This window comes from Pseudoduganella sp. GCM10020061 (assembly GCF_042683405.1).
Lineage (GTDB): Bacteria > Pseudomonadota > Gammaproteobacteria > Burkholderiales > Burkholderiaceae_D > Telluria.
In genome coordinates this window covers 133,892-148,286 of record NZ_JBHUJS010000014.1, presented here as the reverse complement: position 1 = coordinate 148,286, position 14,395 = coordinate 133,892, and the positions used below count along the sequence as shown (strand labels likewise).

Here is a 14,395-nt window from a genome sequence, read left to right as displayed (position 1 = left end):
TAGGCGGCGATGTTACAGATACGGAAGAGCGAAGAACGCGGCAATGCGGACCATGGCTGGCTGCATTCGAGGCACAGCTTTTCGTTCGCCGACTATTACGATCCCCTGCACACGGGCTTCGGGCCGCTCCTGGTCATCAACGAGGACCGCGTGGCGCCTGGCATGGGATTCGGCACCCACGCGCACCGCGATATGGAAATCATCTCCTACGTGCTCGACGGCGCGCTGGAGCACAAGGACAGCCTGGGCACAGGTTCGGTGCTGCGCTATGGCGACGTGCAGCGCATGTCGGCCGGCACCGGCGTGCGGCATAGCGAGTTCAATGGATCGAAGGCGGAACTGGTGCACTTCCTGCAGATCTGGATCGAACCGTCGGTTCGCGGCATCCCGCCAAGCTACGAGGAAAAGCACTTCCCAACCGAATCGAAGACCGGGCGGCTGCGGCTGATCGCTTCGGGCGATCGGCGCGACGGCTCGGTGCTGATCCACCAGGATGCGTCCGTGTACGCGGCCATCATGGGCAGCGGGCATGTGCTGGCGCACGCGCTGGCGCCGGGCCGCCTCGGATACGTGCACGTCATCCGGGGCAGCGTGGACGTGAACGGCGTCACGCTCAAGGGCGGCGACGCGGCCAAGCTCAGTGGCGAGCCTGAAGTGATGCTGGCAGGCGCCGACAACGCCGAACTCCTCCTCTTCGACCTCCCGCCTCATTAATTATCACCGCCACCGGGGGGCCGGTCCACGGGCGGGGTCGATTTCCGTTACACTTGCGCCTACAGCAATAGAAATTACGGACCACACGCCATGCCCGCAGTACCCGACGAAATCCTCGACTACACCACCTCGTGCGCCCTCCCCACCCCGTGGGCACAGTTCACGCTGCACGCTTTCGTCGAGCATTCGACCGGCAAGGAGCACCTTGCCATGACCCTGGGCGACATCGGCAACGGCGAACCGGTGCTGGCGCGCGTGCACTCCGAATGCCTGACCGGCGACGTGCTGTTCTCGCAGCGCTGCGACTGCGGCGCCCAGCTGGAAGGCGCGCTCCAGCGCATTGCCGAAGAAGGCCGCGGCATGCTGCTGTACCTGCGCCAGGAAGGCCGCGGCATCGGCCTGGTGAACAAGATGCGCGCCTACCGCCTGCAGGAAGCGGGCGCGGACACCGTCGAAGCCAACCTGCAGCTCGGCTTCCACGCCGACGCGCGTAATTACGCGCTGTGCAAGCCGATGTTCGAGCACTTCAAGATCACGTCAGTGCGCCTGATGACCAACAACCCGCGCAAGATCGACGCTGTCGAAAAACTCGGTGTGACCGTCACCGAACGCGTGCCGCTGCTGGTCAACCGCAACCAGTTCAACCGCCGCTACCTCGATACCAAAGCCGCCAAGCTGGGCCACATGATGACGCCCGTTTCGGAGCCTGCAGCGCACGACGGCGAAGCATAAGGTCCAAATACGTTATGCTGGTGATAAGAGAGACAACACCATCCCACCATAGCGCATGAAATTACCGATCACTGCAGTCCTGCTGTCCTGCCTTGCCGCCGTCGCGTTCGCCGCGCCCGCGGCCGTCACTCCAGCCAAACCGGACGCAAAGTCCCCGCCCGGGAAAACCGCACCGGAAAAATCTGGCGCCGACGCCAAGCAGGGCGAAGACGAAGACGGCGAGAGCGCCCTGCCACCGCCCTCCTCGTCCGCCCAGAAGGTCTACTCGGCCGCCAAGGCCGACCTGCTCCAGATCCGCATGCTGCTCAAGAGCGGCCGCAGCCAGTCCTCGGTCGGTTCCGGCTTCATGATCGGCACCAGCAACCTGGTGGTCACCAACTACCATGTGGTCTCGCAGATGGCGATCGACCCCGACGTCTATGTCGGCGAATGGGTCGACACCGACGGCAAGAGCGGCCCGCTGGAACTGCTGGCGGTCGACGTGCTGCACGACCTGGCGGTGGTGCGCATCAACCGCAACGGCACCGGCTTCTTTAACGTGCCGGAAAAACCGGTGCAGCTCACGCAGGGCCAGTACCTCTACTCGCTCGGCAATCCGCTCGACCTGGGCTTTGCGATTTCGGAAGGCGCGTACAACGGCGTCATCATGCGCAGCTTCTACGACCAGCTGATGTTCACCGGCCCGATCAACTCCGGCATGAGCGGCGGCCCGAGCGTGACCGCGAATGGCCTGGTCGCGGGCGTCAACGTCTCCAAGCGGCTCGATGGGGAGCTGGTCAGCTTCCTCGTCCCCGTCAAGTATGTGCAGGAACTGCTCGCCAAGGTCGCGAAACAGGCCAGGCCGCCGAAGGAGTTCAACCCGCTGATCGGCCAGCAGCTGCTGTCGCACCAGAAGAGCATGATCGACAAGCTGCTCGAAACGCCGCTGTCGATCAAGACCATGGGACCGTACAACGTGCCGGTGCGCGAATCGGAGCAGGTGCGCTGCTGGGGCGACTCCAACGTCAAGGACGAAGCCCGCTTTACCGCCTACACCATCAACTGCACGATGGAGTCCGCCATCTACATCTCCGAATCCCAGCAGACCGGCCAGGTGTCGATGAGCCACCAGTACGTACGCTCGAACAACCTCGACCAGGTACGCTTCGCCAACCTGGCCAGCTCCCTCTTCAAGGTGGAAAACCTCGGATCGAACAAGGACACCCGGCTGACCGCGCCATCGTGCACCGAAAAATTCGTCAAGACCCGCACCTTGCCGCTGCGCGCGGTGATGTGCGTGCGCGCCTACCGCAAGTTCGAGGGACTCTACAACTTCACGCTGCTGACCGCGAGCACCGACGACGCCTACGCGAACCTTCAAAGCCGGCTTGACCTGCGCGGCGTCTCGTACGAGAACGGCCTGCGCACCAGCCAGGCATTCCTTAACGCGCTGGGACGCGGAGGCCGCAAATGAACGGCCCCTTCTACATCGAGACGCTGGCGCGCAACGGCGATGTGCTGCACCGGCACCAGGTAGGGCAACTCCCGATCCGCATCGGCCGCGGCTATGACAACGACTACATCGTGGACGACGCGCACACCGCGCCGAACCACGTGGTGGTGGAGCGCGATGAAGCCGGCAACCTGGTCATGCGGGACCTGGGCACCCGCAATGGCGTGATCCACAAGGGCAAGCGCAAGACCTTGCTGCCGCTCGATGGCGACACCATCGTGCGCATCGGGCACACGTCCCTGCGCGTGCGCAGCGCGGACTACCGGGTCGAGCCGGAACTGCTGGACCGCACGATGCACCGCTGGGAAGGCGCGGTGCCGGGCCTGCTCGGCATCCTTTTGATCGCGGTATTCACGCTGTTTACGGTATGGCTGAACGATACCGAGGACTTCGACCCGATCAACTACCTGCAAGCGGCAGCGACCGGCATCGCCGGCGGCCTGGCTTGGGCTGGGCTGTGGGCGGTCGGAAACCGGCTGTTCGGACGCCATGCGCGACTCGGACGGCACTTATTCATCCTGGGCAGCGCGCTGGCTGCGGTAACGGTATTCAAGATCGTCTCCAGCATGGTGGGATATGCGTTCTCGCTCGATGCGCTGGTCCGCTACGGCAGCCACGTCGCCATCGCGATCGCCTGCGTCATGATCTACTTCCACCTGCGGACCATCAAGCCGCACCGGCCACGCAAATTCGTGATCCTGTGCGCGTCGCTGTTCGTACTGGGGTCGGGTCTGACCCTGCTCTCGAACCAGCAAAGCAGCGGCCAGTTCGCGGACGAGCACTACATGTCGGTCGTGCTGCCGCCGTCGCTGCGCGCGAGCCCCGACTATCCGGTCGAAACTTTCTTGACCGACGTGAAGGCGCTCAAGCCGGACCTGGACGTGGAGCGCACCAAAAAGGTGGGCGAGGGCTTTGCGACCGAGGACGACGATTCCGACTCCGGCTCGGAAGAGTGACCCCGAGGCGATAACAAGCTGATCCGATTTTATTGGACATTTGGAAAGGCCTAAGTAATAGTATTGGTTGCTCCCCGCAACTAACTCCTACTCATGGCCCGCATCCAAGCAAACGCACAAGCCGCGTCCTCCGTTCCGGGCCTTACGCTCAACGGCACTGCCGGCGACGACTGGCTGACTGGCAGCCAGGGTAACGACACGATCAGTGGCAATAGCGGTCGTGACGACCTGGATGGCCAAGACGGCGACGATCTCATTTACGGAGGCGATGAGCCGGGCATCCTTCACTATGACGGCGACTACATTAAAGGAGGCGCCGGCAACGATACCGTGTACGCGGGAGCCGGGAACGATCGCATTGTTGGCGGAACGGACAATGATCTGCTCGACGGCGGCGCGGGGAACGACACCATGGAGGATCTTGCCGGAAACAACACCCTGCGCGGTGGCGACGGCAATGACAGCCTGAATTCGCAGGGCGGTTCGCTGCTCGAAGGGGGCGCGGGGGACGACACGCTGAAGGGCGGTCTCAGCGATACACTCGCAGGCGGGGATGGCGACGACGACATCATATTACTTCCATTTGGAATTCCCGCCACGACCGCTACCGCCAGTGGCGGCAATGGCGCGGATCACTTTACGCTCATGGACACGTCTTACCTGGCCTCCATCGACCTGGCGGGCGGCGCAGGGGCGGACATCTTCCGCCCGACGGGAAACATGAGCCTCCTGACGTGCACAATCACCGATTTTTCTGTTGGCCAGGATGGAGACCAGATCGATCTGGGCGCACTGCTTCCCTATGGATTTATTGGCAATCCGTTCTCCAGTCCACATCCACTCGTGCGCCTGGTTCAGGATAACGCCGACACCTTGGTGCAGGCACTCTCGCCATATGGAGGAGACGTGTATCTGCCCGTCCTGCGGCTGGCGGGCGTTGCAGCCAGTACGCTGACGGCAGACAACTTCGTGGGCGGCTATAGTCCCTCCGGCGGCTCTTCCGGGGCAACGCTGGTCGGCGGGGCCGGCAACGATACGCTACAGGGAGCCCTCCTCGATGACCAACTCGACGGCAATGACGGCGACGACGAACTGTATGGCGGGCCTGGCAACGACTCGCTCTCCGGCGGCAGCGGTAATGACACCCTGGTCGGTGGCCTTGGCGTCGATGTGCTGGATGGCGGAACTGGTGACGACACCTTGTCTGACTACGACGGCCAAGCCACGATCCTTGGCGGCGATGGGCGGGATGCGATCGCAATCTCGGCGGCGGGCGCCGCCTACGGTGGCGAAGGCAATGATCACATGGTTATCGGCTCCACCAGTGGCGCCGTCAGCATACTGGCGGAAGGCGGGATCGGGAACGACACCATCGAGCTGAAGGGGTCTGGCGCCCTGATCACGGCCAGTGGCGGCAGCGGCGCCGATGTATTTGTCTTTGACGGCCTTCCTAACGGATCGAACGACATACTGGACTTTTCAGCCGCAGAAGGTGACAAACTCAACTTATTGGCGCTGCTTCCTTACGGACTCAACGCCAATCCCTTCGGCGCGGCGGGTTACCTCCGCGCCGTCCAGGTCGGCGCCGATACGGTCGTCTCGTTCGACCGGGACGGCGCAACCGGCACCTCCTACGGTTGGCAGACGCTTGTCACCCTCAAGAACACAAGCGCATCAACACTTACGCCTGCGAACTTTTCCGGCGCGCTCAATCCAAGCGGCGCAAGCGACGGAGGCACGTTTGACGGCACCGCCGGTGCCGATACCTTGATAGGCGGCATCCTCAACGACACGCTCAGCGGAGGCGCTGGTGCGGACCGGCTTATCGGCATGGCGGGCGACGACCTTCTCATCGGCGGGGACGAGCCGGCAGGCGCTGGCGACTTCCTGTACGGTTACGGCGGCAACGACACACTACGTGGAGGCACTGGCGATGACCTCCTGGACGGCGACAGCGGCAACGACCTGCTCGAAGGAGGTGACGGCGCGGACACATTGCTCGGCAGTTTCGGCGACGATGCGCTCGACGGTGGCGCGGGAGATGACGACCTGGAGGATGCAATCGGCTTGAACTACCTCTCCGGCGGCGTGGGAGACGACGCCATGTCCGGGAGCGGCACGATCGACGGCGGAGCGGGGAACGACACCATCGGTGGCGGTCAGCATGACGTGACCCTGCTCGGCGGAGCGGGAAACGATTCGATCCTGGTCCAGGCCGCGAAGGACAATAGTGTCAACGAAGCCGAAGTGTATGGTGGCGACGGCGAGGACCACATCGAGGTTGCTGCATCTTCGCGGCCCTACTCCGTGAACGCAACCGGCGGGAACGACAGGGACATTTTCAAATTTGGCGGAATGTTCGGGCCATACCTGCCATCGGTCCAGTTGCGCATCACGGACTTCAGCGCTGGCGCTGGCGGCGACCAGCTCGACCTGAGACCAATGTCGACTTACTGGCAGCTGGACGGCCAGAGTCCGTTCGGCACTCCGGGCTACCTCCGGATAGTACAGAACGGCGCCGACACGTGGTTGCAATATGACGCGGACGGCGCTGCAGCCGGAGCGTACGGATGGACTACCATCGCCATCCTGTCCGGCGTCAGCTCGTCGGCGCTGACGGCGCACAATTTCATTGGCGGGTATTGGCCGGACGGATCCACGGCTGGCGTGCGGCTCGACGGCTCGGATGGCAATGACGTACTCATCGGAGGCTTTTGGGATGACACGATCTTTGGCGGCGCCGGCGACGATACCCTTGGCGGTGGCTCTGGCGACGATTCGCTGGACGGCGGCGACGGGAATGATCTGATCCGGCCTTACCACGGCAATGACACCGCGGACGGTGGCGCCGGGGACGACACGATCGACGGCGGCGGTGGCAGGCAACTTCTCATCGGCGGCGACGGCAATGACACGCTGTTCGGCGACAGCGGCACCAACACCCTCGAAGGCGGCGCTGGGGACGACAAGCTCACGTCGAGCGGAGGCACGAGCCTGCTCGATGGCGGCATTGGCGATGATGTACTGGTGGGCGGACGGAACGACACGCTGCTCGGCGGCATCGGGAATGATACGTTCAGTATCAGGTCAAGCGGCGCCCACCCCTTCGCGACCGCACTCACCGCGCATGGCGGCGATGGCAACGACCGCTTCCTCGTCTGGCTGTCACAGGCAAACGAAAGTGTAAGGGTAGCCGGCGGCGCGGGTGTCGACACCTACGGGATGCTAGTCTTGAATGACGTGATCTCTTACCACGTCGTCGATTTCCAGGTTGGCGAAGGTGGCGACCGCATCGACCTCGCCGCCCTCGCAGAGGAATGGGCAACCACCGCCGGACAGCCGTTCAGCGCGCCCTCTGCATTCCGGCTCCTGCAGCGCGGCGCGGACGCGGTACTGCAATACGACAGGGATGGGCCATCTGGCGCGACTCCTTTCCAGGACATTCTGGTGCTCGATAACGTGTCGGCGAGCGCGCTGGTGTCCTACAACTTCGGCGGCATCCAGCTCGGCGGTGTCCCGGGCGGGCCTGCAAACTACCTTGGGACTACTGGCGCGGATGCATTCGATGGCGGCGCGGACAACGATACGATCGCTGGCGCCGCAGGCAATGACACCTTGCGCGGCAATGGCGGGAACGACTCCATCGACGGCGGCGCAGACAACGACGCACTGCACGGCGGCGCTGGCGCCGACCAGCTGTATGGCGGGAATGGCGCCGATACCCTCGACGGTGGCGACGGCAATGATGTTATCGACGGCGGAGCCGGAAATGACCTGCTTATCGACAGCAGCGGCCAGAACACGCTACACGGCGGTACCGGGAACGACCAACTGCGCATCAGCGGCGCGGCGGGAAGCGCGCTGTACGGCGACGATGGCGACGACCAGTTACTGGGCGCTGCCGGCAACGACACCTTGCATGGCGGCACCGGCAACGATGTCCTCAACGGCGGCGGCGGCGACGACCGGATCAATGCGACGGAAGGAAGCGACACGGTCAATGGCGGAAGCGGAAATGACCGCATCGACGCCGCCGCGCCTGGCGCGAGCACGCCCGCCCTCGTGATCGACGGTGGCGCCGGCAACGATTCGATCAGGCTTGCGTTCGGTGTTGGCGCCAGCGGCGAAGTGCTGGCGCGGGGCGGCGATGGCAGCGATACCTTTACGGTGCTGAACGCGGTCGAGCACATGAACCTGGTAGTTGGAGACTTCTCCGTGGCTGGCGGCGACATGCTGGACCTGCAGACCCTTCTCCCTGCCGGCGCTGGTACGCAGGGACGGCTTCAGGCGACGCAGGCTGGCGCGGACACGGTGATCTGGTACGACCGGGACGGCGCCGAAGGCAGCGCAGCCACCTGGCAGCGGCTGGTAACGCTGACCGGGGTCGACCGCACGCTGCTGGACGAGGCACACTTTGCTGGCGGGCTGCTTCCCGACCGTCCGGGGGTCCCGCTCAACCGTGAAGGTACCGACGGTGCCGACAGCATGATGGGCGAAACGCTCGACGACACCATGTCGGGCGGTCTCGGAAACGACACCATTTCCGGAAGCGAGGGCCACGACGTGCTCTCAGGCGGGGCAGACGACGACCTCCTGCTGGGCGGGTTGGGCGAAGACTCGCTCTCGGGCGGCGACGGCGCAGATGTCATCGAAGGCGGCGACGGCAACGACGCAATCGACGGCGGTAATGGAAATGACAGCGTCAAGGGCGGTGCCGGCGACGACATCATCCTCGACACCGACGGACACGATACCCTCGACGGCGGCGCCGGAAACGACCGCATCGATGCCGGATCCGGCAACGATGCCATCAATGGCGGCGCCGGCAACGACACGGTCGACGGCGGCTCCGGCAACGACCTGATCATCGCTGATAGTGGGCACGATACCGTCGATGGCGGAGCGGGCGACGACATCATCCGTGCCCGCTTCGATAGCGGCGCCGCCTCCGCAGTGCGCGCAACGGGCGGCAGCGGCAGGGACACGTTCATGATCGAGGGCGTAGCCGAATCGGTCAACGTGTCGATTGTCGACTTCTCGGTCGCGGACGGCGACGTCCTCGACCTGCTGCAACTGCTCGCCCCGGAGGCCCGTACCGGCGACGGCGTGCGCAAGCACCTGCGAACCGAGCAGGTGGGCAACGATACGGTCATCTGGTTCGACCGCGATGGCTCGGGTTCGGGCACCTACGGCTGGCACCAGTTGCTGACGCTGGCCGGCGTGGACCGGGCAAGCCTGGGAGCAGTCAATTTCGCGGGCGGGCTGGCGCCACACCTGGACGACGTGCCGGAACATTTCGTCGGTAGCGCGGGGGCGGACAGCATCACCGGCGGCCGCTTCGACGACCTCCTGGAAGGTAACCTGGGTGACGACAGCCTGGCGGGCGGCGCCGGCAACGACGAACTGCACGGCGGTGACGGCAACGACCAACTGCACGGCGGCACCGGCAACGACCAACTGCACGGCGGCGACGGCATGGACACGCTTGCCGGCGGCACCGGAAACGACGTGCTGTCTGGCGGCGCCGGCGACGACTGGTTGTCCGACTCGGATGGGAATGACCAGCTCTACGGCGAATTCGGGGCGGACTACCTTCAGACCACTTCGACCGGTGCCACGCTGCTCGATGGTGGCGACGGCGACGACACCCTGGTGGGCGGCGCCGGCGACGCCACCTTGCGCGGCGGGAGCGGCGACGATGTGCTCCGGATCGCGGGAGATGCAGGCGCCCCGGCCCCGTCCATCGTGCTCGAAGGTGGCGCAGGCACCGACACCTATCACCTCTCCGGGTCTCCGGTTGCCGTGCGCATCAACGACTTCCAGGCTGGGGTTGGCGGCGACCGGCTCGACGTTCTCGGCTTGATCCCGGCAGGCGCAGGTCCCGGCGATCCGTTTGGCGCGGGCTTGCTGCGCGTGGTGCAGGCGGGAGCCGATACTGAGCTGCAGCTGGACCAGGATGGTATCGACGGCGCCCAGTACGGCTGGCGCACGATCGCGGTGCTGGCCGGTGTGGACGCCAACGCGCTCTCCGCCGACAACTTCAAGCACAGCATGGTGCCCAATCGCCTGCCCATCCTGGGAACGCAGGGCGATGAGGTCCTGTCTGGCGGCGAACCGGATGACATCATCAGCGGCCTCGATGGCAACGATAGCGTGTTCGGCTTCGATGGCCACGACGTGCTCGACGGCGGCGCAGGTAGCGATTCACTGGAGGGAGGAAGCGGGAACGACACCCTCGCCGGCGCCGATGGCAACGACACCCTGCAAGGGCAAGATGGCAGCGACCACCTGATCGGCGGCGCTGGCGACGACATCCTGAGCAGCGGCGAAGGAGACGGTAACGACCTGCTCGAAGGTGGCGCAGGCGACGATTATCTCCACGCGTCGGGCGGCTACGATACCCTGTACGGTGGCGCAGGGAACGATCAACTGGATGCATACGAAATCTCGGGCCACGTTGGCGGCGGGGACGGCGACGACCGGATCACGGTGAGCGCTGCCAGCGGCCAGGCGCTCGCCGTATCGATCGACGGCGGGGCCGGTCAGGACCATATCAGTGTCTCGATGTTCCATGTGGCGTCCGCCGTCGTACACGCTACCGGCGGCAGCGGCCGTGACACGTTCTCCGTTTCCTTCACGACGGCAGGAAGTAGCGTCACGATTGGTGACTTCTCGGTCACGGACGGCGATATCCTGAGTCTCCAGGCCGTGCTTCCGCCCGAGACGGGGAATCCGTTCGGCGTGCAGGGGTACCTCCGTGCAGAGCAGGCGGGCGACGACACGATCATCTGGTTCGACCGTGACGGCGCCGCTGGCAGCGCATTCACCTGGGAACAACTGCTGACACTGACGGGAGTCGACCGTTCCACACTGAGCGCAGCAAACTTCCATGGTGGACTGGACATCGACGGCAGGCAGGCGCCGGTCCAGCTCTCAGGCGACAGCGGCGCTGACCGCCTGAATGGCAGCATGTTCGCCGACACCTTGTCCGGCGGCCTTGGTAACGACACGATCGGCGGCGGCGCCGGCGACGACAACCTGGCGGGAGGCGCAGGGAACGACCGCCTCGATGGCCACACCGGGAACGACACGATCGACGGCGGCGAGGGCATCGACACCGTCCACTTTGCAGGCGATGTCTCGAAATATAGCTGGACCTGGGACAATGGGGGCCTGATCGTCACATGCAAGGAGGGGTTGGATGGCACCGACCGACTGACCAACGTCGAGCGCATCAGCTTCGCAACCTCGACGATCGCATTGGACGTCGGTGCGGATGGTACTGCGGGCCAGGTCTACCGGCTCTATCAGGCTGCCTTCGGACGCACGCCTGATATCGCTGGGCTCGAATGGTGGATCAAAGCGGCAGATGCAGGGATGTCGCTGGCGGAGATCTCGGGACACTTCATGCAGTCGCCCGAGTTCGCGTCGCTGTATGGCAGCACGCCAAATACCGCGGAGCTGGTCAAGGCCTACTACATCAACGCCCTGCATCGCGAGCCGGACGACGATGGCCTGGCCTACTGGATCCAGGTGCTCGACAAGGGATACGCCACGCCGGAAGTGGTCCTGACCGGCTTCAGCGAGAGCACGGAGAACCAGGAAAGCGTGGCCAAAGTGATCGGCGCAGGCATCACGTTGGGACCGTGGGCTTGAGATGCCTGGCTACGCAGACGGCGGCCCTTTGAGCTCAACGGTATTGCCTTCCGGGTCCTCTATGTAGATCGAGGGTCCGTTTCCTTCGGCGCCGTAACGCATTTCGGTAGCGCCCGCGTGCACCTGCATGGTGTCCAGATGGCGTCGTATCGCCGCTTCGTCGAACGGCTCGACGCGAAAACAGAAGTGGTCGAGGTTGCGCCCTTCCCTGCCCGGCGCGGCGCCGCCTTCCCTGCCCAGCTTTCCATCGACCGGGACCAGATCGACCAGGCAGCTTCCGGCCCGCAGCTGGATGAGGCCGATGTCATCCTTGCGGCGCTCCACCTCGCATCCAAGCACGTCGCAGTAGAAAGCGATCATTGCGTCCAGGTCCCGAACGCGCAGGACGATATGGTCGATATGGCGAATCCTGATCATGCCAGCGCTCCTGTTATCAAATACGGCCGCGCCTGAACGCGGCCAGGAATCGTTTTGCTTCCGAAGGCGACAGCACAACAACGGGATCGCCGTGATGCGCGTAGAGGTAGCGAGGCCCGCCCAAACGGTCCGTCAACTTGGCATTCAACAGGAAGCTGGTCCCTTCCGGATAATCCTCACGCAGCCGGCGCGAACACTGCACCTTGAGCGTTGGCGCGAATGCCTGTCCTGGCATGGGGCGGATCACCAGCCCACCGGTGCGCGGGTCGCGGACCGACTGCACGGCCACCTCGCGGTAGGCGTAGATGTCGCGCGCCATTACGCGGCTGCCGGAGCTGCCCGGACCACGGGCGCCTCGCGGATCGGAAGGTTGGCGGCGGCCGCCGCGAGCGCCAGCGCGATGTCCGCATACCACATCCAGTTGTAGTCGCCGAAGTGCACGAATGCGAGCCCGCCCAGCCAGGCGCCGAAGAAGCCGCCGATCTGGTGCGACAGCAGCGTCAGGCCAAACAAGGTCGCGAGATAGCGCGTGCCGAACAGCTTGCCGACCAGGCCCGCGGTCGGCGGTACCGTCGCGAGCCAAGTGAAGCCGAGGGCTGCGGCGAACACGTAAAACGTGAGCGGAGTCTTCGGCGCCAGCAGGTACAGCACCACGATGACGGCGCGGCTGGCGTAGATCCACGCAAGCAGGGACTTCATGCGCACGCGCGACGACAGCGCGCCGGCGAACAGCGAGCCGGCGATATTGAAGAGGCCAATCAAGCCGATCGCGGTGGCGGAGACGCTGACCGGCAGGCTGCACAGCGCGACTTCGCCCGGCAAGTGCGTGACCAGGAAAGCGATGTGGAAGCCGCAGGTGAAGAAGCCGATGTGCAGGCACAGGTAGCTGCGGTCGCGCATGGCGTCGCGCACTTGTCGGCCCAGGCCGATTCCAACCGGTGCTGCGGGCGCCGGCGTCGCGCCCGGCTTGACGCCGGCGCTGCGGCGCAGCGGCCACGCAAGAGGAATCGTGAGCAGCGTGGTGGCAGCCATGGTCAGCATCGCGACGACCCAGCCGACGCTGCTGATCAGGGCCTGCATCAGCGGCGCGAACACGAACTGGCCAAAGGAGCCGCCGGCGTTGATGAAACCTGCCGCGAAACCGCGCCGCTCGGCCGGTAAGCGCTGCGCCGTGGCGCCGATCAGGATCGAGAAACTGCCGGCGCCTGCGCCAGCGGCGGACAGGATGCCCAGTGTCAGGATCAGGCCGAATTGCGAATCGACGAACGGCGTCGCCGCGAGGCCGGCCGCCAGCATCAACGCGCCAACGATCAGCACGCGCACGGTGCCGTACTTGTCGGCCACTGCGCCGAACACAGGTTGCGCCGCGCCCCACATGAACTGCCCGATTGCCATCGCAAAGCTGATCGAGGCGATGCCGAGACCCGTCGACGTATTGATCGGAGAGAGGAACAGACCTGTCGTCAGGCGTGCGCCCATCGTGATCATCAGGATCGCGGAGGCCGCGAGGATCAGCAGCCACGCCGCGCGTGAGTTCATCGTCGGGTTGTGCATGCGTGATCTTTTCTGATGTCCGGGTTAGCGAGAAATTATAACTGGAGCGCGCGTCCTCATTCCTGCGAACTGCCTCTGCCCTACCCTCACCCCTCTCGTATCCGACCCGCAGCGGATCTCTGAATATTTTTTGGAATCGATTTCCACGGCGAAATTAGCCTGTGATGGGACAAACAAGCTTCACATTGCCACCCTTGGCCTGTGGCTGAACAAAATCCGCGCCACCGAAAAACAGGACCATACACGAGCCAGAAAATCTACGGACGTCGGTCCGTTTCTCCAAACTGAGGCTCCACCAATAGTTGCAAAACTGAAACCACTAAACTGATAAATAACGCTAAAAACGCTCAGACACCGCCAAAACCAAAAGAGCCGGACCCACTACGCTTAAGCGAACGCCCTGGCCGAGAATAGACGATGACATTTCACAATTCTTATAGTGGAAGACGGAATAAAACGAAGACGCTAACTGTTAAGTTGGCTAGCTTGTCTTTATTGTGCGCTTTTATTAACGCAGCGACATATATAGTCCTGCTACCTTTGTTTGGCTGCAAACATGGTACGCCTTATCCTTTCATGATATGCATCGGGGTTGGCATGGTCATTGCCGCCCGGGCAGCTTGGCACAGCCTTGAAGATCGTAAACTCAGGCCACTCGTCCGAAGTACCGTATCGTCGGCGTTAGCGGCAATTATAGGCTTTGTTGCGACCTTCCTCTCATTGTTTGCAATCGTTAATATTGTTGGCTCCTGAATAGTTCGGAGAATAGATCGTCGCGCTCAGCCGGTTTCAGCTCTGCTCTTAGGGTCGTAGCTGCTCTAGATCGCTTTATTGATCCTGATTGGCGCCGATGCTATCAAATGCATCAATCGCG

At 63.9% G+C, this 14,395-nt stretch carries 8 protein-coding genes; 5 read left to right on the top strand and 3 right to left on the bottom strand.

Going from position 1 to position 14,395, the window contains the following annotated elements:
* Positions 1-9 precede the first annotated feature (9 nt).
* The 5 genes from ACFSQR_RS17150 (at position 10) to ACFSQR_RS17130 (ending at position 11,550) form a co-directional block, all read left to right on the top strand.
* Entirely contained in the window at positions 10-714 is a 705-nt protein-coding gene (locus tag ACFSQR_RS17150) for a pirin family protein (RefSeq protein ID WP_377731225.1), read from the top strand.
* A gap of 90 nt (positions 715-804) precedes the next feature.
* Entirely contained in the window at positions 805-1,446 is a 642-nt protein-coding gene (gene ribA, locus ACFSQR_RS17145) for a GTP cyclohydrolase II (RefSeq protein ID WP_377731224.1), read from the top strand.
* Positions 1,447-1,501: 55 nt separating this feature from the next.
* Positions 1,502-2,899 (top strand): serine protease, encoded by a 1,398-nt coding sequence (locus ACFSQR_RS17140; protein ID WP_377731223.1) that lies wholly within the window; start codon positions 1,502-1,504, stop codon positions 2,897-2,899.
* Positions 2,896-3,894 (top strand): FHA domain-containing protein, encoded by a 999-nt coding sequence (locus tag ACFSQR_RS17135; RefSeq protein WP_377731222.1) that lies wholly within the window; start codon positions 2,896-2,898, stop codon positions 3,892-3,894. The genes ACFSQR_RS17140 and ACFSQR_RS17135 overlap by 4 nt, the downstream gene beginning before the upstream one ends.
* Before the next feature lie 93 nt (positions 3,895-3,987).
* A complete protein-coding gene (locus ACFSQR_RS17130; RefSeq protein WP_377731221.1) occupies positions 3,988-11,550 on the top strand; it encodes a type I secretion C-terminal target domain-containing protein in 7,563 nt (2,520 codons plus the stop codon).
* Positions 11,551-11,559: 9 nt separating this feature from the next.
* Here ACFSQR_RS17130 and ACFSQR_RS17125 read toward each other — a convergent pair whose 3' ends face one another.
* From ACFSQR_RS17125 to ACFSQR_RS17115, 3 genes are read right to left on the bottom strand one after another with little or no spacing between them, the layout of a single operon-like run.
* A complete protein-coding gene (locus ACFSQR_RS17125; protein WP_377731220.1) occupies positions 11,560-11,967 on the bottom strand; it encodes a VOC family protein in 408 nt (135 codons plus the stop codon).
* A gap of 16 nt (positions 11,968-11,983) precedes the next feature.
* Entirely contained in the window at positions 11,984-12,286 is a 303-nt protein-coding gene (locus tag ACFSQR_RS17120) for a hypothetical protein (RefSeq protein WP_377731219.1), read from the bottom strand.
* Positions 12,286-13,521 (bottom strand): MFS transporter, encoded by a 1,236-nt coding sequence (locus ACFSQR_RS17115; RefSeq protein WP_377731218.1) that lies wholly within the window; start codon positions 13,519-13,521, stop codon positions 12,286-12,288. Before ACFSQR_RS17115 ends, ACFSQR_RS17120 begins: the two co-directional genes overlap by 1 nt.
* Between the last annotated feature and the right edge of the window lie 874 nt (positions 13,522-14,395).